Consider the following 17,396-nt stretch of genomic DNA (forward strand, 5'->3'; position numbering starts at 1 on the left):
CACGTCAACGGTGGGCAGGTGGGTGCTCACGCAAGTGCCTCCTTGGAAAGCGATTCGTAAAGCACGTACGGGTCGTGAATGTGGCGGCCTATCGCCCCCGCCATCCAGCCCATGCTGTAGCCGGAGTCGTCGGCGATTCTGGTGGCCGCTATAGTCTCGGTGTCCCGGTCCAGATTCGACCGGAAGATGCCGGCCGCGGAGGCGGGCAGGAAGTCTTCGTAGACAACGGGTTTAGACGAGTTGCCGCCGCGGTAGTAGGCCAACCCCTGAGCGGCCATCTGGTCGTCGGTCGCCGGAAAGTACCGACCCCAGACTGTGGCGGGATCTTCGTTACCAGAAAGACGAGCCATCGCTGCGTCGTAACGCTTGCGGCCTTTGGGGGTCAGTGCCACGCCGCGTGCCTCGACCTCGCCGAAGCGGACCCGCAACGAGCCCTCGATGACCGTCCCGTCGTCGTTGCGAAACCGACGTGGCTCGGCGAGTGCGCGAAACGACGTCTGGCGCAACAACACCGCGGGCCCGTCCCAGCGCGGCGGCCCCTGGATGGCGTCGATCATCGTGACACCGCGTGCAGTCATCCGCCGGTACAGTTCGTCGATGTCGAGCACCCGCGGCGTCAGGTGGTTGATGTGGGTGGACGTGACTCCGGCGATGTCGGCGGCCACCGCCGACACTCGCGATAACTCGTCATACCAGGACTTCTCGATCGGTTGATGTGACAGCGCGAACGCCGCTACGGCCTGCGCGACAAAGTCATCGGCCTCGTCAACGTCGCAGCCGCCGCCGGCCGCGATCGCCCGGGCCCGGGCGATCAAGGCCGGATCGAACAGCTGGCGGCGTCCCAGGAACGTCTGCACACGAGCACGCAGGTCGGCGTCGAAGAATCGCGGATCCTCAAGCGCCAGCATCGAGGTGAACACCCGAAACGGGTTGCGCGCCAACTCTTGCGCGTCGATCGGTCGAAACGCTGTGGAGACCACCGGAACCGGTGACACGGCGTCGCGTAGGTCGTAATAGCCGACTGGGACCATGCCGAACGCGGCGAACAGGTCGGCGACAGCGGCCAGTTCGTCCGGCGTGCCGACCCGGATCGCGCCATGCCGCTCGGCGGTGACCCGGGCTAGCGAGCCCAGCCGCTGTGCGCCCGGATGCCGGGCGGCGTAATCGCGGTTGACCTGGGTGCTCACCTCGACCAGCGTGGTGTACGCAGGCACCTCGCTGCCGTACATGGCGGACAAGCCGGCGGCGAAGCGCTCCCGCAACCGCCATGTCGGCAGATACTCTCCGCCCATGGCAGAGACGCTCGACGACATCGACCGGATTTTGGTGCGCTCGCTGGTCGCCGACGGTCGCGCGACATTGTCCGAGCTGGCGGCGAGTGCCGGACTGTCGGTCTCGGCGGTCCAGTCGCGGGTGCGCAGGCTCGAGTCTCGCGGCGTGGTGACCGGGTACTCGGCACGGATCGATCCGGAAGCGGTCGGACATTTGTTGTCGGCGTTCGTGGCCATCACTCCTCTCGATCCTTCTCAACCCGATGATGCGCCGGCTCGCCTGCGACACATCGAGGCGATCGAGTCGTGTCACTCGGTGGCCGGTGAAGAAAGTTACATCTTGCTGGTGCGCGTCGAGTCCCCGCGAGCGCTGGAGGAACTGTTGCAAGAGATCCGGACAACCGCCGAAGTCCGGACCCGCAGCACCATCATTTTACAGACATTTTACGATGACCGACAGTTTGTACCGTAATAGATACGGCCAAGCATCAAGATACCGTAAAAATTCCTGATACCGTGAGTGCCATGACTAGCGTACTGGCACCCACCGAACTGCAGGTCGAGCCCGACCGGGTCCACGAGGTGCTGGGGCGCAGCATCCTCGTCGACGGCTTGGATTTCGTGCTCGACCTGGGTCGCTCGGCCGGCTCGTATCTCGTCGACGCCCGCGACGGCCGGCGCTACCTTGACATGTTCACGTTCTTCGCCTCGTCGGCGGTGGGCATGAACCACCCGGCGCTCGCGTACGACGACGAGTTCCGTGCCGAGCTCACCGATGCCGCGATCAACAAACCTAGTAATTCCGACGTGTACTCGGTGCCTATGGCGCGCTTCGTCGAAACCTTCGCTCGGGTGCTGGGCGATCCAGCGTTGCCGCATCTGTTCTTCGTCGACGGCGGTGCACTGGCGGTGGAGAACGCGCTGAAGGTGGCGTTCGACTGGAAGAGCCGGCACAACGAAGCACGCGGCGTCGATCCGGAGCTGGGCACCCGGGTGCTGCACTTGCGTGGGGCGTTTCACGGCCGCAGCGGCTACACGCTGTCGCTGACCAACAGCAATCCGGTCACCGTTGCGCGCTTTCCCAAGTTCGACTGGCCGCGCATCGACGCGCCTTACATCCGACCCGGTGCAGAAATCGACGCGTTGGAAGCCGAATCGCTGCGCCAGGCCCGGGCAGCTTTCGAGGCCTACCCGCACGACATCGCCTGCTTTGTCGCCGAACCCATCCAGGGTGAGGGCGGCGACCGGCACTTCCGTTCTGAGTTCTTCGCCGCGATGCGCGCGCTGTGTGACGAATACGACGCGCTGATGATCTTCGACGAGGTGCAGACGGGCTGCGGTTTGACCGGAACCGCTTGGGCCTACCAGCAATTGGGCGTCGCACCTGACGTGATTGCGTTCGGTAAGAAGACGCAAGTGTGCGGGGTGATGGCAGGACGGCGGGTCGACGAAATCGCCGACAACGTGTTCGCGGAGGCTTCCCGGCTCAACTCGACCTGGGGCGGCAACCTCACCGATATGGTTCGCGCCCGACGCATCTTGGAGGTCATCGAGGCCGACGACTTGTTCGAGAATGCCGCCGTTATGGGCCGCTACCTGCGGGCGCGCCTGGACGAACTCGCCGACGACTTCCCGGCAGTCGTGCACCATGTCCGCGGCCGCGGCTTGATGTGCGCGTTCAGCATGCCGACAACGACCGACCGCGATGAGTTGCTCGGCCGGTTGTGGCAGAACGGGGTGATCGTGCTACCCAGCGGTCAAGTCAGCGTGCGGTTCCGTCCGGCCCTGACTGTTGCGCGAGCCGAGATCGACGAGACGATCGCGGCGCTGCGGGATGTGTTTACCGTTCGCTGATCTTGGGGTATACGGGTGTGGCGGGTGTGAAAACGCGCGACAATGGCAGCGTTCTCCAGCGGTCTACAACGAGGTCCTGAGGTTCGAGATGCAAACACAACGTGAGCGCTCAGGCGGCGATCGCCTCGGGCACGAGGACAACGAGGTGCGCGCCGCCGTGCGGTTCGCGGTCTTGGCCGCGGTTGCCGGACTGGCGTTCCTCGTCGTGGCTGCACTATGGGCCAGCACCTGTAAAGGCGCGATGGCCATCGACACCGTCGCGTGCGGCGCGCCGCAGCTGACCATCCTGGCGCTCGGCGCGCCGCTCATCCTGCTGGCCGCGGGATGTCGGGCATTTCTGCGTACGTATCGCATCTGGCGGAACCACGGCACCTGGTGGGCGTGGCAGGGTGCCGGCTGGTTTCTGCTCATGCTGATGCTGGTGACACTCACCATGGGCGTACCGTCGATCGCCGGACCCGTTCTGGCTGGTTGACCGGACCGTCGGCAATTACTTCCGGGTACTTTCGGCCCGTCTTTGGCCGATCTACCGTGGTAGGTACTGCCCCTAGGGGACGGGAGAGGACACAATTATGGGTGACACCTATCGTGACCCCGTCGACCATGTGCGGACGACACGGTCACACGCAGGCGAGTCGATGATCGATGTGTTGCGCTGGCCTGGCTATCTACTCGTGGTGGCGGGCCTGATCGCCGTCGTGGGTTGCCTGGCGGCGTTCGGGACCGGGCACCAAAGCCAGGGCATGACCACAGGTGTCATCGCAGTCGTGACAATAACGTTCGGTCTGGTGTGGCTGGCGTTCGAGCACCGGCGCGTGCGCAGAATCGAAGACCGCTGGTACGACGCACACCCCGAAGTTCAGCGCCAACGACCCGCTTCGTGATCGGCTTGTCCCGATAGCGCTAATCGCGGTATTCGTCGCGATCGTCATCGGCGCCGACGATCGCCTGGTGCTGCTCCTGCCAGTCTGAGGCATCCGCCTCTTCCGGCCGCGTTTCCCGGTCGAAGGCGGTGGGTTCGAGTGTGGCTTCTTGTTCTTGCTCGACAGCGTCGGCAACGGGAGTTTCGTCGGAAAAGCTGTCGCGGTCGTGCATGAACCTCACCTTTTGCTAAATCCAACGGGTTTTATTCGCCGAGGTTAGTGGGTATCTGCTTTACACCATGATGAGCTTGAAGACAGCCGCGCGGGCGCCCATAGGCTACGGAGTAGCCGGCGGCGATCATGACTAACCGGCTAAAGCGCCAGAGTAGGGTCGGTCAAATACTGCCGGGAGGCCCCATGACCGCTGCTGAAAAGCCAGCAAAGCATCAGCAACGCGGCGACCGCGCGATCGAACTGCGCGTTGCGGCGCGGCTGGAGAACCTGGCGGTACTGCGCACGCTGGTCGGGGCGGTTGGCACGTTCGAGGATCTCGATTTCGATGCGGTTGCCGATCTCCGACTGGCGGTCGACGAGGTGTGCACCCGGTTGATTCGCTCGGCGACCCCGGACGCAACGCTGGCCGTCGTCGTCGATCCGCGAGACGACGAATTGGTGGTCGAGGCGTCAGCGACATGTGACAACTACGACGTGGTGACGCCGGGCAGCTTCAGCTGGCACGTGCTGACATCGCTGGCCGACGACGTCCAGACTTTCCACGATGGTCGCGAACCCGATCACGGGCGCGGCGTCTTCGGCGTTACGCTCACGACCCGACGGGCGGGCGCCCACAAGTGACAGCGCGAGCTGTCGGCGGTTCTTCATCTCGTCCCAACGAATACGCTGACGTCCCAGACATGTTCCGTGAGTTGGCCACCCTCGATGTCAACTCGTCGGAATTTCAGCGCCATCGCGACAAGATTGTGGAGCGCTGCCTGCCGTTGGCCGATCACATCGCCCGCCGGTTCGAGGGTCGCGGGGAACCCCGTGACGACCTGGTCCAAGTGGCACGCGTAGGACTGGTCAACGCTGTCGCGCGCTTCGACGTGGACGCCGGCTCCGACTTCGTCTCCTTCGCGGTGCCGACCATCATGGGGGAGGTCCGCAGGTATTTCCGGGATAACAGCTGGTCGGTCAAGGTCCCCCGGCGCCTGAAAGAATTGCACCTGCGGCTGGGCACGGCGACTGCCGACCTTTCGCAACGGCTGGGCCGAGCACCGACCGCTTCTGAGCTCGCCGACGAACTCGACATGGACCGCACGGAGGTTATCGAGGGTTTGGTGGCCGGTAGCTCCTATAACACCCTGTCCATTGATAGCGGCGGCAGCAGCGGCGACGACGACGCCCGAGCCATCGCCGATACGCTCGGCGACGTGGACGCCGGTCTGGAACGGATCGAGAACCGCGAGGCGCTACGTCCGCTACTTGACGGACTGCCAGAGCGTGAGCGAACCGTGTTGGTACTCAGGTTCTTTGAGTCGATGACGCAGACCCAGATCGCCGAACGAGTCGGTATTTCGCAGATGCACGTCTCGCGCTTGCTCGCTAAGTCTCTAGCGCGGCTGCGGGACCAGTTGGAATAGCCGATGCGGCTTTTCGCTTTCGTCGAGGCTGTCCGGTATCGACTCGGCCACCGGCAGCGCATTGTCGGGGTCGCAAATGCGTAGCAACCGGGAAACTGCCTTACTTGGCACTACGGCCCAACGCACATCGGCGCCAGCGCACTGGACGTTGATGGTATGCAGCGCCGAAAAGCCCGCAGTTCCAAAGAATTCCAGACCACTCAAGTTCACGATTACCGATTTGGCATCAGCTGCGCAGCGCTGAACGTAATCGGCTAGCTGAGCTGCATTGGATGCGTCGAGTTCGCCGTGCGCCCTGATAACGACCGATGACGGGCCCCACTCAGCGATGAAACGGGCAGAGTGGTTTTCCCACGGCTCTGATGCAATTGCGGCATCGGTTCCAAGAACCGGGGAAGCAGATTTGGGGTGTCTCATGGCAAACAAAGGTGACTCCATCAGTCGTCAAGCAGTGCTGTGGATCACGTCAAGCGGTTGGCCCCCGCGCGCGGGGAGAAAAGCCGGGAGTACCCGCCTCCCCCTACGTCAATTAACGCTTGTTCCGGGCGGCTGTGAACTCAACCTTCTTTGAACAGTACTCCGGCCCCGGTGGGCCGACAACGCGAAGCCAAGGTGCTGCTAAGAAACCCTGTTCAACGCCGCAACGGCGAATCGCCGCACGGACTCTTCGGCCGCGGTTGCAGCCTGCGCTTGACCTGCGCGTGCTCGGGTTGCGATCACACCGGTTTGCGGGTCGAGCGTTACGCCCCCGCAAGCGGGGGGACCCCCACTGCCAGCAACTCACCCGTCGTCACCTCGCACACCGCCTGGCGTTGATCTCGACTGGTTGCAAGAGTTACTTGATCTCGGCGAGGACTGTGCCCTGGGTGATTGCGGCGCCCGCCTCGACAGCGAGTCCGGTGATGGTGCCGTCTTTGTGCGCGGTGACCGGGTTTTCCATCTTCATCGCTTCCAGCACCACCACCAAATCGCCGATGGTGACTTCTTGGCCCTCTTCGACGGCGACCTTCACCACGGTGCCCTGCATCGGTGCGGTCACCGCATCGCCGGACGCCGCCGCGCCGGCCAACGCGCCGCGCTTGCGCGGCTTGGGCTTCTTCCTGATGACACCGGCAGCGTCGGACCCGCCGCCGTTGGACAACGCCAGGTCACCGGGCAGCGAAACCTCGAGCCGTCGGCCACCGACCTCGACCACGACTTTCTGCCGCGGCCGGGTATCTTCGTCCAGCGGCTCGCCGCCCGTGAAGGGTTCGATGGTGTTGTTCCACTCGGTCTCGATCCAGCGGGTGTGCACCGAGAAGCCGTTATCGTCGCCGATGAACGCCGGGTCGGACACCACCGCACGGTGGAATGGGATGACGGTGGCCAGCCCTTCGACGTGGAACTCGTCGAGCGCCCGGCGGGAGCGTGCCAGCGCCTCCTCGCGATTGGCGCCGTACACGATGAGCTTGGCCAGCATCGAGTCGAATTGCCCGCCGATCACTGAACCGGTTTCGACACCGGAGTCCAGCCGGACGCCCGGCCCGCTGGGTGTTTCGTACCTGGTGACCGGCCCCGGTGCGGGCAGGAAGCCGCGTCCGGCGTCCTCGCCGTTGATCCGGAATTCGATGGCGTGCCCGCGGGGCGTCGGGTCCTCGGTGATGTCCAGCTTCTCGCCGTTGGCGATCTTGAACTGCTGGAGCACCAGGTCGATGCCGGCGGTCTCCTCGGTGACCGGGTGCTCGACCTGCAGACGGGTGTTGACCTCCAGGAACGAGATCAGGCCGTCCTGGCCGACCAGGTATTCGACCGTCCCGGCGCCGTAGTAGTGGGCCTCTTTGCAGATCCGCTTGGCGGACTCGTGGATCTCCTTGCGCTGCGCGTCGGTCAAGAACGGCGCGGGCGCCTCTTCGACCAGCTTCTGGAAACGGCGCTGCAGCGAGCAGTCGCGGGTTCCGGCGACGACGACGTTGCCGTGCTGGTCGGCGATCACCTGCGCCTCGACGTGGCGGGGCTTGTCCAGATAGCGCTCGACGAAGCACTCGCCGCGGCCGAACGCTGCGACCGCCTCGCGGGTCGCCGACTCGAACAACTCGGGGATCTCCTCGAGGGTGCGGGCCACCTTCATGCCGCGGCCGCCGCCACCAAAGGCTGCCTTGATCGCGATCGGCACGCCATATTCCTTGGCGAAGGCGACCACCTCGTCGGCGTCTTTCGCCGGGTCGGGGGTGCCGGGCACCAGCGGGGCCTGCGCACGGGCCGCGATGTGCCGTGCGGTGACCTTGTCGCCGAGATCGCGGATCGACTGTGGGCTGGGCCCGATCCAGATCAGGCCGGCGTCGATCACCGCCTGGGCGAAGTCGGCATTCTCTGACAGGAATCCGTAACCGGGGTGGATCGCGTTGGCACCGGACTTCTCGGCGGCCTCCAGAATCTTGCCGAAGTCCAGGTAGGACTCCGCCGAGGTCTGACCGCCCAGCGCGAATGCCTCGTCGGCCAACTTCACATGAGGAGCGTCGGCGTCGGGCTCGGCGTACACCGCCACGCTGGGCAGCCCGGCATCTTTGGCCGCGCGGATCACCCGCACCGCGATCTCACCGCGATTGGCGACAAGAACCTTGGAGATCGTCGAGCTGGCGTGACTAGGCACTGCGCCTCCTGTATGGCCGACCACTTCTCACATGTCTAAGAGAAATTCTTACAAGTCTTGTCGGGGGAAGTTTAAGCGCCGCGCCGTGGGCGATACGACCCGGTGCCCACTTCAGCCGGACTCGCGCAGCCGCCGCTTGATGCGCGCCAGCATCGCCGACATGCCACGTAGCCGCAGCGGGCTGATCAAAGCGGCCAGGCCCAGCTCGGTGTAGAAATCCTCCGGCACGGCCAGGATGTCGGCTGCGGGCTGCTCGTCGAGGCCGGCGGCCAGTATCGACGCGAAACCACGAGTGGTGGGTGCTTCGGGCGGAGCGCTGAAGTGCAGCCGCACCCGGTTGGTGTCGCTGGCGTCGACGTGCAGAAACAGCGGCGACTGGCATTCGGGCACCGGCTCCATCGCCGCCTCTTCCAGGTCAGACGGCAGGGCTGGAAGTTCATTGGCGAATTCCAGCAGCAGCTCGAGCTTGTCCTGGCCCTGAACTTCGGCGAAGTCGGACACCACCTCGGCCAGCGGCGCGGGCATGGTCATCAGACCGGTACGGCTCCCGGGCTTTCGCCGGCGACGATCGGCACCCGGACGGTGTTGCCCCACTCGGTCCACGAGCCGTCGTAGTTGCGCACGCCCGGGATGCCGAGCAGATGTGTCAACACAAACCAGGTGTGGCTGGACCGCTCACCGATCCGGCAATAGACGATCGTTTTGTCGTCCGGCTCGATGAACCCGTAGAGCTGCTGCAGCTCATCGCGGCTGCGGAACCGCCCGCTGTCGTCGGCCGCCTTTGCCCACTGGATCGAACGCGCCGTGGGGATGTGTCCGGCGCGCAGCGCGCCTTCCTCGGGGTAGTCGGGCATATGCGTGCGCTTGCCGGTGTACTCTTCGGGCGATCGCACATCGATCAGGGGCTCGGAGCCCAGGATGGCCAGCACGTCGTCTTTGAACGCGCGGATCGGTGCATCATTGCGCTGCACAACGGGATAGCCGCTTGACGTTTTGGTCGGAACATCCAAGGTGGTGTCGCGGCCCTCGTGCATCCACAGGTCGCGCCCGCCGTTGAGCAGCCGCACATCCGGGTGGCCGAAAAGGGTAAAGACCCACAGCGCATAGGCGGCCCACCAGTTGCTCTTGTCCCCGTAGATCACCACCGTGTCGTCTCGGGAAATGCCTTTGCGGTCCATCAATTCGGCGAACTGCTGGCCGTTGATGTAGTCGCGCACCCGCGGGTCGTTGAGGTCGGTATGCCAGTCGACCTTGACCGCACCGGGGATATGGCCGACGTCGTAAAGCAGGACGTCCTCGTCGGATTCGACGATAGCCAGCCCCGGCTGACCCAGGTTGCCGGCCAGCCAGTCGGCAGTCACCAGCCGTTCCGGGTGGGCGTAGGCGCTCAGCGTCGGGCTGGGATCTGCTGGTAATGGCACACCGTGAGCCTACCCGCCGGATTGGTACCGGTGTTCCGGCTAGGTGACGGAATTGGCCGCCCACAGCTCGGCGACCGATAGGCCGACCCGTTGCAGCAGGGCGGCGGTCAGCGGCAAGCTCAGCCCGATCACGTTGGACGGGTCACCCTCGATCCGGTCGACGAACCAGCCGCCCAGCCCGTCCAGCGTGAATCCGCCGGCGACGGCCAACGGTTCGCCGCTGTCGATGTATGCGTCCAGATCTGCTGTAGTCGGTTTAGCGAAATGCACTGTGGTAGCCGATGATTCGGACGCACGCTGACTAGCCTTGGCGTCGAGCAGCCGTAGTAGGCAGTGCCCGGTGTACAGCTGGCCGGACCGACCGCCCATCGACTGCCACTGGCATCGAGCCGCGTCGGCTGATGCGGGCTTGCCGACCAGTCGGCTGTCTATGTAGAGCATCGAATCGCAGCCAATGACAACGCAATCCGCAGCGACCGTGCGGTTCAGGACGGCTGCAACCTGGTCGGCCTTGGCCTGGGCCAGGATGCGTACGACATCGCCGGGGGAGGTGTTCGAGCCCAACGCCGCGGCGACCTTGTCCTCGTCGACGCCGGAGACCACGACCAGCGGGTCGACGCCGGCCTGCCGCAGCACCTTGAGCCGGCCCGGTGAGGCCGACGCGAGCACCAGGCGGGTCATCGGCGCATGTGCGTCCGTTCCAGCAGGGTGATCTTCTGCCAGCTGAAGACCGGGTAGCGCAGTTTGTCGACGGGCAGGCCCCACCGGGTTTGTGCCGGCTGCGCCGGCTCGCCCCCGCCGCCGGCGGCGCTGCCCAGCACCGCGATCAGCGCGGCCAGCTCGTCGTCGGTCGGCTGGCCTTTGAGCACCTGGATGTGCGGCTCATGCGGTTCGTGCTCGCTCACAGTGGAATGTTCCCGTGCTTCTTGGGCGGCATCTGGGCGATCTTGCGGTCCAGCAGCCGCAGCGCCGTCCCGATGTAGCCGCGGGTGTGTGACGGCGGGATGACCGCGTCAACGTAACCCCGCTCAGCGGCCATGTACGGGTTGACCAACGTGTCCTCGTACTCCTGCTGTAGCTGCAGCCGCAGCGCGTCGACGTCCTCACCGTTTTTCGCGGCATCGCCGAGCTGCCGGCGGTAGACGAAGCCGACCGCGCCGGAAGCTCCCATCACCGCGATCTGCGCGGTCGGCCAGGCGACGTTGACGTCACAGCCCATGTCCTTGGAGCCCATCACGCAGTAGGCGCCGCCGTAGGCCTTGCGCGTGATAACGGTGATCTTGGGAACGGTGGCTTCACCGTAGGCGTAAAGCAGCTTGGCGCCGCGGCGGATGATGCCGTTGTATTCCTGGTCGGTGCCCGGCAGGAAGCCCGGCACGTCGACGAGCATGACGATCGGAATGTTGAAGCAGTCGCAGGTCCGCACGAATCGAGCGGCCTTCTCCGAGGCGTCGATGTCCAGGCAGCCGGCGAAATGGGTGGGCTGGTTGGCGACGATGCCGACCGGGTGGCCGTCGATGCGACCGAACCCGATCAGGATGTTCTGGGCGTAACCGGACTGCACCTCCAGGAACTCGTCGTCGTCGAGGATGCGGGTGATCACCTCGTGCATGTCGTAGGGCTGGTTGGCCGAGTCCGGGATCAGGGTGTCCAGCTCGAGGTCCTCTTCGGTGAGGTTGTCCTCGATCGCGCCCTCGGGAACCGGCACGGCATAGCGCGGCGGATCGGTGAAGTTATTGGGCGGCAGGTAGCTCAGCAGGTCGCGGACGTACTCGAAGGCGTCCTGTTCACCCGAGGCCACATAGTGCGCGGTGCCGGACTTGGCCATGTGGGTGTGGGCACCGCCCAGCTCCTCCATCGTGACGTCCTCGCCGGTGACTGTCTTGATCACGTCGGGGCCGGTGATGAACATCTGACTGGTCTGGTCGACCATCACGACGAAGTCGGTCAGGGCCGGCGAGTAGACATGCCCACCGGCGGCGGCACCCATGATCAGCGAGATCTGTGGGATGACCCCGGAGGCCAGGATGTTGTTGTGGAAGATCTGGCTGTACAGGCCCAGCGAGACCACACCCTCCTGGATGCGGGCGCCGGCGCCGTCGTTGATGCCGATCAGCGGCCGGCCGGTCTTGATCGCCAGCTCTTGGACCTTGACGATCTTCTCGCCGTAGACCTCGCCGAGGCTGCCGCCGAACACCGTCACGTCCTGGCTGAAGATGCACACGTCGCGGCCGTCGATAGTGCCGTAGCCGGTGACCACACCGTCGCCGAGCGGGCGTTTCTCGCCCAGCCCGAAGTTGGTGCTGCGGTGCCTGGCCAACGCGTCGAGCTCGACGAACGACCCCTCGTCCAGTAGCGCGTAGATGCGCTCGCGCGCGGTCAGCTTGCCCTTGGCGTGCACCTTGTCGACTGCGGCCTCGCCGACCGGATGCAGCGTCTCCGCAGACCGCTTGCGCAGTTCGGCGAGCTTGCCCGCGGTGGTGTGGATGTCGATGTGGTGCTCGGCTTTCGCTTCGACATGGCCTTCGACGTGAGTCTCGGAAGTGCTCGTCATGGCTGTCGAGCTTAGCGAACCCTTAAGTTGAGATCCCAATCCCGCACCGGGTCTGCGTCAATGTAGGGCGGGAATTTTGCGGGAATCCTGCCGTCAGCGCACAGTGGAAGCCCAGAACGCACACTCGATGACAACAACGGAGGACAGCATCTTGCCAGCCGACGCCATAGACCGCCCGCCGTTGGACGCGGCGGCGTTGCGCGACGGGCTGGCCGGGCCCGGCTTGCCGTGGCGTCAGCTCGACGTCGTCACCGAAACCGGCTCCACCAATGCCGATTTGATCGCCCGGGCGGAGGGCGGCGCCGATATCGACGGATCGGTGTTGTTCGCCGAATATCAGCACGCCGGTCGAGGGCGCCACGGCCGGCACTGGTCGGCGCCGCCGCGCGCGCAGATCGCCTTGTCGGTGGGCGTGGGTGCGGCGTCGGTTCCCCGGTCCGGCTGGGGATGGTTGCCGCTGGCCACCGGTGTTGCGGTGGCCGACGCGTTGACCGCGGAGTGCGGCGTCAAGGCGGGCCTCAAATGGCCGAACGACGTGCTCGTCGACGGCGGCAAGCTGGCCGGGATCCTCGCCGAGGTCGTGGCGCCGACGCCGGTGATCGTGCTCGGGCTGGGGCTCAACGTGACGCTGACCGCCGACGAGGCACCGGACCCGGCAGCCACCTCGCTGCTGATGTTGGGGTCACCGGCTACCGATCGAAACATGTTGGCGCGCAGGATACTTCGCGAATTAGCTACGCGCATCGATGCCTGGCGCAGCGCTGGCGGCGCCGACGCGGCGCTGGTCGCCGATTATCAGCACTACAGCCTGACCCTGGGTTCGCGGGTGCGGGCCATCCTGCCCGGTGATCGGGAGGTGGTGGGCATGGCGCACGCCGTCGATGAGACGGGCCGTTTGTGCGTCGACACCGGCGGCCAGACGGTGGCGATCTCAGCCGGAGACATCACGCACCTACGTCCCAGCGTTTAAAGTGCCAGCGTGGGCTACCCGGAGAACGTGCTGGCCGGCGACGAACAGGTGGTCTTGCACCGACACCCGCACTGGAAGCGACTGTTCTGGCCGGTCGTTGTGCTCATCCTGGTCAGCGCGGCGGCGTCGTTCGGCTCGGCGGTCGTCAACAGCACCAATTGGGACCCGACCGCCAAAAGAGTCATCTTCGCCGTGATCGGCGCGATTTGGCTGATCGTCATCGGTTGGCTGACGCTCTGGCCGTTCCTGAACTGGCTGACCACCCATTTCGTGATCACCGACCGACGCGTGATGTTCCGGCACGGGGTGTTGAGCCGCAGCGGGATCGACATCCCGCTAGCGCGGATCAACAGCGTGGAGTTCCGGCATCGGCTGATCGATCGGATCTTGCGCACCGGCACGCTGATCGTGGAGTCGGCGTCACAAGACCCGTTGGAGTTCTACGACATTCCGCGCGTGGAGCAGGTCCACGCGCTGCTGTATCACGAGGTTTTCGACACCCTCGGATCCGAGGAATCGCCCAGCTGATCCACCCGGCTACGGCGCGACCGCCAAGCCCGCAACAGCGTGACAGTGCCAGCCTCTTCGAGGTTGTCCTCGAGGACCTCGGCGAACCCTCCGGCGGTAAGGGCCGATTCCAGCGCCTGGTCCCGGCTGCGGCCGAATTCGTCGGGGAAAACCCAGCGCCGGAACGCCCAGAAGCGGAACGCCATCTGCAGCAGGTTGCCGATGATATAGGCCGAGATGAAGTCGGCGATGTTCTCCACGGTCAATGACACCGTCGGCACCCGCAGCTGCAAGACATAGCTGGAGATCCACAACGGCGCCATGCTCAGCAACACGCCGACGCCGCTGACCGCGAAGAACAGCAGCGCCTCGTGGTGACGCTCCCGACCGCCGCGGTCCCGGAAGCTCCACTCCCTGTTCAAGACGTAGGACGCGATGACCGCGACGATGCCGGCGATGACCTTGGCGGTCACCGGCTTGGGCTCCAGGATCGTCAGCTTGAGGGTGTAGAAGATCGCCGAGTCGATGATGAAGGTGGTCGCGCCGACGATCGCGAACTTGATCAGTTCGTGATGGCGTTCGGCGTACGGACGGACCGGTTGCGGTAACCGGGCGATCGTGGCATCGGCAAAGGACACAATGTCGCAGTGTACGTATTAACCGATAGGCGTGCCCAGCGGCAGTGTCACCGCCGGTAAACACCCCGTTCAGCGGCCATGACACCATAATTGCCGTGCCGAGTACCCCCACCGCTGCACCGCTGGTCGCGATGGTCGGCGGCGGCCAACTCGCCCGGATGACCCACCAGGCCGCGATCGCCCTGGGCCAGAGCTTGCGGGTGCTGGCCGCCGACGCCGACGACCCGGCTGCTCAGGTGAGCCCGGACGTGGTAATCGGCTCGCACACGAACCTTGACGATCTGCGTCGCGTGGCCGCCGGCGCCGACGCGTTGACCTTCGACCATGAGCACGTCCCGACCGAGCTGCTCGAGAAGCTGGTCACCGAAGGCGTCAACGTGGCGCCGCCGCCGGAGGCTTTAATTCACGCGCAGGACAAACTCGTCATGCGGCGACGCCTGGAGGCGCTGGGGGCCCCGGTGCCGCGCTACGCCGGGGTCGGAAGCCCCGATGATCTGGACAGCATTGCTGCGTTCGCGGCGCGTGTCGCCGGCCCGATGGTGGTCAAGGCGGTCCGCGGTGGCTACGACGGTCGCGGGGTGCGCATGGCGGCCGACGTGGCGCAGGCCCGCGAGATCGCGTGCCAGTGTCTGGACGCGGGCGTGCCGGTGCTGGTCGAGGAGCGCGTCGCGATGCGCCGCGAACTGTCGGCACTGGTGGCGCGCTCGCCGTTCGGGCAGGGCGCGGCGTGGCCGGTCGTGGAGACGGTGCAGCGCGACGGTATCTGTGTGCTGGTGATCGCGCCGGCGCCGGCGCTGCCCGACGACCTCGGTGCCGCGGCCCAGCAGCTGGCGCTGCGATTGGCGGCCGAACTCGGCGTCGTCGGCGTGCTGGCCGTCGAGTTGTTCGAAACCGTCGATGGGCGGCTGCTGGTCAACGAATTGGCGATGCGACCGCACAACTCCGGGCATTGGACCATGGACGGCGCGCGGACCAGCCAGTTCGAGCAGCATCTGCGCGCGGTCCTCGACTACCCGCTCGGCGATACAGACGCCACGGTGCCGGTGACGGTGATGGCCAACGTGCTGGGCGCCACGCAAACGCCGACTATGACGGTCGACGAGCGACTGCATCACCTGTTCGCGCGGATGCCCGATGCCCGGGTTCACCTCTACGGCAAGGGCGAACGACCCGGCCGCAAGATCGGCCACGTCAACCTTCTCGGCGACCATGTCGCGGAGCTGGCGAATCTGCGCGATCGCGCCGAGCTGGCGGCACACTGGTTGTCACACGGGCAGTGGATGGACGGATGGGACCCACACGCATGAGTAAGCAGCCCCGCGTCGGGGTGATCATGGGCAGCGACAGCGACTGGGCGGTGATGGCCGACGCCGCCGACGCGCTGGCCGAGTTCGACATTGCCTACGAAGTCGGGGTGGTGTCGGCGCACCGCACTCCTGGGCGGATGCTCGACTACGGGCGCGGCGCGGCCGACCGTGGCATCGAGGTGATCATCGCCGGTGCCGGTGGCGCGGCCCACCTGCCCGGCATGGTGGCCTCGGCCACGCCGCTGCCGGTGATCGGCGTCCCGGTGCCGCTGGCCCGGCTCGACGGTCTGGACTCGCTGCTGTCCATCGCGCAGATGCCGGCCGGGGTGCCGGTGGCTACGGTGTCGATCGGGGGCGCGCGCAACGCGGGCCTGTTGGCGGTTCGCATTTTGGCGGTTTCGGATCCGGCGCTGCGGGCCCGGATCCTCGCGTTCCAGGATCAGCTTGCGGAGTCGGTGCTGGCCAAGGATGCGGCCCTTCGGGGTAAAGTTACCGGCGAGTAGCAAGAGGAGGCCGAGATGGCTCAGTGGGCCGGACATCCGTCGTTCGATCTGTTCAAGCTGCCTGAGGAGCACGACGAGCTGCGCGCGGCGATTCGTGCGCTGGCGGAAAAGGAAATCGCCCCGCATGCCGCCGAGGTGGACGAAAAGGCACGGTTTCCCGACGAGGCGCTGGCGGCGCTGAACGCGTCCGGTTTCAACGCCGTCCACATTCCCGAGGCGTACGGCGGTCAGGGCGCGGACTCGGTAGCCGCTTGCATCGTGATCGAGGAAGTGGCGCGCGTCGACGCGTCTGCGTCGTTGATCCCCGCAGTCAACAAGCTGGGCACCATGGGCCTCATCCTGCGGGGTTCGGAGGAGCTGAAGAAGCAGGTGTTGCCGTCCCTGGCCGCCGAGGGGGCGATGGCTTCCTACGCGTTGAGCGAGCGCGAAGCCGGCAGTGACGCGGCGTCGATGCGTACGAGGGCCAAGGCCGACGGCGATGACTGGATTCTCAATGGCACCAAGTGCTGGATCACCAACGGCGGCAAGTCGACCTGGTACACGGTGATGGCGGTGACCGACGCGGACAAGGGCGCCAACGGCATCTCGGCGTTCATGGTGCACAAGGACGATGAGGGGTTCACCGTCGGCCCAAAGGAAAAGAAGATGGGCATTAAGGGCTCACCGACCACCGAGTTGTACTTCGAGAACTGCCGCATCCCGGGCGATCGGATCATCGGCGAACCTGGCACCGGGTTCAAAACCGCACTGCAGACCCTTGACCACACCCGCCCCACTGTCGGTGCGCAGGCCGTGGGCATCGCACAGGGCGCAGTGGACGCTGCCATCGCCTACACCAAGGACCGCAAGCAGTTCGGCAAGTCGATCTCTGAGTTTCAAGGTGTGCAGTTCGAGCTTGCCGACATGGCGATGAAAGTCGAAGCAGCCCGGCTGATGGTGTACAGCGCCGCCGCCCGCGCCGAACGCGGCGAGCCGAATCTCGGATTCATCTCCGCGGCCGCAAAGTGCTTCGCCTCTGACACCGCCATGGACGTGACGGAGGCGGCCGTGCAACTGTTCGGCGGCGCCGGCTACACCACCGACTTCCCGGTCGAGCGGATGATGCGTGACGCCAAGATCACCCAGATCTACGAGGGCACCAACCAGATTCAGCGCGTGGTGATGTCACGCGCACTGCTGCGCTGATTGGCGTTGCGCTCGGCCATGATTCGTCGATGCCGATCGGCGGCTCTTGTACGC

At 65.6% G+C, this 17,396-nt stretch carries 20 protein-coding genes and 1 pseudogene; 11 read left to right on the top strand and 10 right to left on the bottom strand.

Translation table 11 applies throughout. From position 1 onward, the window contains the following. Window positions 1-26 precede the first annotated feature (26 nt). Window positions 27-1,292, bottom strand: a complete 1,266-nt coding sequence (locus VEI45_RS24830; RefSeq protein ID WP_324857229.1) for a VOC family protein — start codon at window positions 1,290-1,292, stop codon at window positions 27-29. On the opposite strand from VEI45_RS24830, the gene VEI45_RS24835 reads away from it, so the two are divergent. The 4 genes from VEI45_RS24835 to usfY all read left to right on the top strand — a co-directional run bounded on the left by VEI45_RS24835 (window position 1,291) and on the right by usfY (window position 4,009). Beyond that, entirely contained in the window at window positions 1,291-1,743 is a 453-nt protein-coding gene (locus VEI45_RS24835) for an Lrp/AsnC family transcriptional regulator (protein ID WP_324857231.1), read from the top strand. The genes VEI45_RS24830 and VEI45_RS24835 overlap by 2 nt on opposite strands. A 53-nt stretch (window positions 1,744-1,796) precedes the next feature. Next, window positions 1,797-3,125, top strand: coding sequence for an L-lysine 6-transaminase (gene lat, locus VEI45_RS24840; protein WP_324857233.1), 1,329 nt, complete (start codon window positions 1,797-1,799; stop codon window positions 3,123-3,125). 88 nt (window positions 3,126-3,213) lie between these two features. Further along, window positions 3,214-3,600, top strand: a complete 387-nt coding sequence (locus tag VEI45_RS24845) for a hypothetical protein (RefSeq protein WP_324857234.1) — start codon at window positions 3,214-3,216, stop codon at window positions 3,598-3,600. A gap of 97 nt (window positions 3,601-3,697) precedes the next feature. After that, entirely contained in the window at window positions 3,698-4,009 is a 312-nt protein-coding gene (gene usfY, locus VEI45_RS24850; protein ID WP_324857236.1) for a protein UsfY, read from the top strand. A 19-nt stretch (window positions 4,010-4,028) separates the two neighbouring features. Here usfY and VEI45_RS24855 read toward each other — a convergent pair whose 3' ends face one another. Next, a complete protein-coding gene (locus VEI45_RS24855) occupies window positions 4,029-4,220 on the bottom strand; it encodes a hypothetical protein (protein WP_324857238.1) in 192 nt (63 codons plus the stop codon). 185 nt (window positions 4,221-4,405) lie between these two features. Between VEI45_RS24855 and VEI45_RS24860 the strand changes: the two genes are divergently transcribed. Both VEI45_RS24860 and VEI45_RS24865 read left to right on the top strand, forming a co-directional pair. Next, window positions 4,406-4,843 carry an ATP-binding protein gene (locus VEI45_RS24860; RefSeq protein WP_324857240.1) on the top strand — a complete coding sequence of 146 codons (438 nt, stop codon included), beginning with the start codon at window positions 4,406-4,408 and terminating at the stop codon, window positions 4,841-4,843. Next, entirely contained in the window at window positions 4,840-5,628 is a 789-nt protein-coding gene (locus VEI45_RS24865) for an RNA polymerase sigma factor SigF (protein ID WP_324857242.1), read from the top strand. The genes VEI45_RS24860 and VEI45_RS24865 overlap by 4 nt, the downstream gene beginning before the upstream one ends. Here VEI45_RS24865 and VEI45_RS24870 read toward each other — a convergent pair. The 7 genes and pseudogenes from VEI45_RS24870 to VEI45_RS24900 form a co-directional block, all read right to left on the bottom strand. Beyond that, a complete protein-coding gene (locus VEI45_RS24870; protein WP_324857264.1) occupies window positions 5,599-6,045 on the bottom strand; it encodes an STAS domain-containing protein in 447 nt (148 codons plus the stop codon). The two genes, VEI45_RS24865 and VEI45_RS24870, sit on opposite strands and share 30 nt — an antisense overlap. Before the next feature lie 418 nt (window positions 6,046-6,463). Beyond that, on the bottom strand, window positions 6,464-8,257 hold the full coding sequence (locus VEI45_RS24875; RefSeq protein ID WP_324857244.1) for an acetyl/propionyl/methylcrotonyl-CoA carboxylase subunit alpha: 1,794 nt from the start codon (window positions 8,255-8,257) through the stop codon (window positions 6,464-6,466). Window positions 8,258-8,368: 111 nt separating this feature from the next. Next, window positions 8,369-8,788, bottom strand: a complete 420-nt coding sequence (locus tag VEI45_RS24880) for a SufE family protein (RefSeq protein WP_324857246.1) — start codon at window positions 8,786-8,788, stop codon at window positions 8,369-8,371. Continuing rightward, the gene (locus tag VEI45_RS24885) at window positions 8,788-9,678 is read right to left on the bottom strand and encodes a sulfurtransferase (protein WP_324857248.1); all 891 of its coding nucleotides are present in this window, start codon (window positions 9,676-9,678) and stop codon (window positions 8,788-8,790) included. Before VEI45_RS24885 ends, VEI45_RS24880 begins: the two co-directional genes overlap by 1 nt. A 39-nt stretch (window positions 9,679-9,717) precedes the next feature. Beyond that, complete coding sequence (locus VEI45_RS24890; protein ID WP_324857250.1) at window positions 9,718-10,359, bottom strand: nucleoside triphosphate pyrophosphatase; 642 nt, start codon at window positions 10,357-10,359, stop codon at window positions 9,718-9,720. Beyond that, window positions 10,356-10,568 (bottom strand): annotated as a pseudogene (locus VEI45_RS24895) (acyl-CoA carboxylase subunit epsilon); the annotation flags it as partial. The pseudogene VEI45_RS24895 and the gene VEI45_RS24890, both read right to left, overlap by 4 nt. Window positions 10,569-10,579: 11 nt before the next feature. Beyond that, window positions 10,580-12,232 (bottom strand): acyl-CoA carboxylase subunit beta, encoded by a 1,653-nt coding sequence (locus VEI45_RS24900; RefSeq protein WP_324857252.1) that lies wholly within the window; start codon window positions 12,230-12,232, stop codon window positions 10,580-10,582. Window positions 12,233-12,359: 127 nt separating this feature from the next. Between VEI45_RS24900 and VEI45_RS24905 the strand changes: the two genes are divergently transcribed. After that, entirely contained in the window at window positions 12,360-13,202 is an 843-nt protein-coding gene (locus VEI45_RS24905) for a biotin--[acetyl-CoA-carboxylase] ligase (RefSeq protein ID WP_324857254.1), read from the top strand. Window positions 13,203-13,211: 9 nt separating this feature from the next. After that, a complete protein-coding gene (locus VEI45_RS24910; protein WP_324857256.1) occupies window positions 13,212-13,730 on the top strand; it encodes a PH domain-containing protein in 519 nt (172 codons plus the stop codon). Here VEI45_RS24910 and VEI45_RS24915 read toward each other — a convergent pair. Next, window positions 13,685-14,347 (bottom strand): GtrA family protein, encoded by a 663-nt coding sequence (locus VEI45_RS24915; protein WP_324857258.1) that lies wholly within the window; start codon window positions 14,345-14,347, stop codon window positions 13,685-13,687. The genes VEI45_RS24910 and VEI45_RS24915 overlap by 46 nt on opposite strands. A 131-nt stretch (window positions 14,348-14,478) precedes the next feature. On the opposite strand from VEI45_RS24915, the gene VEI45_RS24920 reads away from it, so the two are divergent. The 3 genes from VEI45_RS24920 to VEI45_RS24930 are packed head-to-tail and all read left to right on the top strand — an operon-like array spanning window position 14,479 to window position 17,342. Then, window positions 14,479-15,654 (top strand): 5-(carboxyamino)imidazole ribonucleotide synthase, encoded by a 1,176-nt coding sequence (locus VEI45_RS24920; protein ID WP_414687586.1) that lies wholly within the window; start codon window positions 14,479-14,481, stop codon window positions 15,652-15,654. After that, window positions 15,651-16,157 (top strand): 5-(carboxyamino)imidazole ribonucleotide mutase, encoded by a 507-nt coding sequence (gene purE / locus VEI45_RS24925; RefSeq protein WP_324857260.1) that lies wholly within the window; start codon window positions 15,651-15,653, stop codon window positions 16,155-16,157. The genes VEI45_RS24920 and purE overlap by 4 nt, the downstream gene beginning before the upstream one ends. Before the next feature lie 15 nt (window positions 16,158-16,172). Then, complete coding sequence (locus tag VEI45_RS24930; RefSeq protein WP_324857262.1) at window positions 16,173-17,342, top strand: acyl-CoA dehydrogenase; 1,170 nt, start codon at window positions 16,173-16,175, stop codon at window positions 17,340-17,342. Window positions 17,343-17,396 lie beyond the last annotated feature (54 nt).

Source organism: Mycobacterium sp., assembly GCF_035623875.1.
Taxonomy (GTDB): domain Bacteria; phylum Actinomycetota; class Actinomycetes; order Mycobacteriales; family Mycobacteriaceae; genus Mycobacterium.

Excerpts from the sequence above, each read along its gene's own strand:
- VEI45_RS24830 (WP_324857229.1), bottom strand. The coding sequence starts at position 1,292 with ATGGGCGGAGAGTATCTGCCGACATGGCGGTTGCGGGAGCGCTTCGCC.
- VEI45_RS24870 (WP_324857264.1), bottom strand. The coding sequence starts at position 6,045 with ATGAGACACCCCAAATCTGCTTCCCCGGTTCTTGGAACCGATGCCGCA.
- usfY (WP_324857236.1), top strand. The coding sequence starts at position 3,698 with ATGGGTGACACCTATCGTGACCCCGTCGACCATGTGCGGACGACACGG.
- VEI45_RS24890 (WP_324857250.1), bottom strand. The coding sequence starts at position 10,359 with ATGACCCGCCTGGTGCTCGCGTCGGCCTCACCGGGCCGGCTCAAGGTG.
- VEI45_RS24920 (WP_414687586.1), top strand. The coding sequence starts at position 14,479 with ATGGTCGGCGGCGGCCAACTCGCCCGGATGACCCACCAGGCCGCGATC.
- VEI45_RS24845 (WP_324857234.1), top strand. The coding sequence starts at position 3,214 with ATGCAAACACAACGTGAGCGCTCAGGCGGCGATCGCCTCGGGCACGAG.
- lat (WP_324857233.1), top strand. The coding sequence starts at position 1,797 with ATGACTAGCGTACTGGCACCCACCGAACTGCAGGTCGAGCCCGACCGG.
- purE (WP_324857260.1), top strand. The coding sequence starts at position 15,651 with ATGAGTAAGCAGCCCCGCGTCGGGGTGATCATGGGCAGCGACAGCGAC.
- VEI45_RS24905 (WP_324857254.1), top strand. The coding sequence starts at position 12,360 with ATGACAACAACGGAGGACAGCATCTTGCCAGCCGACGCCATAGACCGC.
- VEI45_RS24900 (WP_324857252.1), bottom strand. The coding sequence starts at position 12,232 with ATGACGAGCACTTCCGAGACTCACGTCGAAGGCCATGTCGAAGCGAAA.
- VEI45_RS24880 (WP_324857246.1), bottom strand. The coding sequence starts at position 8,788 with ATGACCATGCCCGCGCCGCTGGCCGAGGTGGTGTCCGACTTCGCCGAA.
- VEI45_RS24930 (WP_324857262.1), top strand. The coding sequence starts at position 16,173 with ATGGCTCAGTGGGCCGGACATCCGTCGTTCGATCTGTTCAAGCTGCCT.
- VEI45_RS24860 (WP_324857240.1), top strand. The coding sequence starts at position 4,406 with ATGACCGCTGCTGAAAAGCCAGCAAAGCATCAGCAACGCGGCGACCGC.
- VEI45_RS24835 (WP_324857231.1), top strand. The coding sequence starts at position 1,291 with ATGGCAGAGACGCTCGACGACATCGACCGGATTTTGGTGCGCTCGCTG.
- VEI45_RS24855 (WP_324857238.1), bottom strand. The coding sequence starts at position 4,220 with ATGCACGACCGCGACAGCTTTTCCGACGAAACTCCCGTTGCCGACGCT.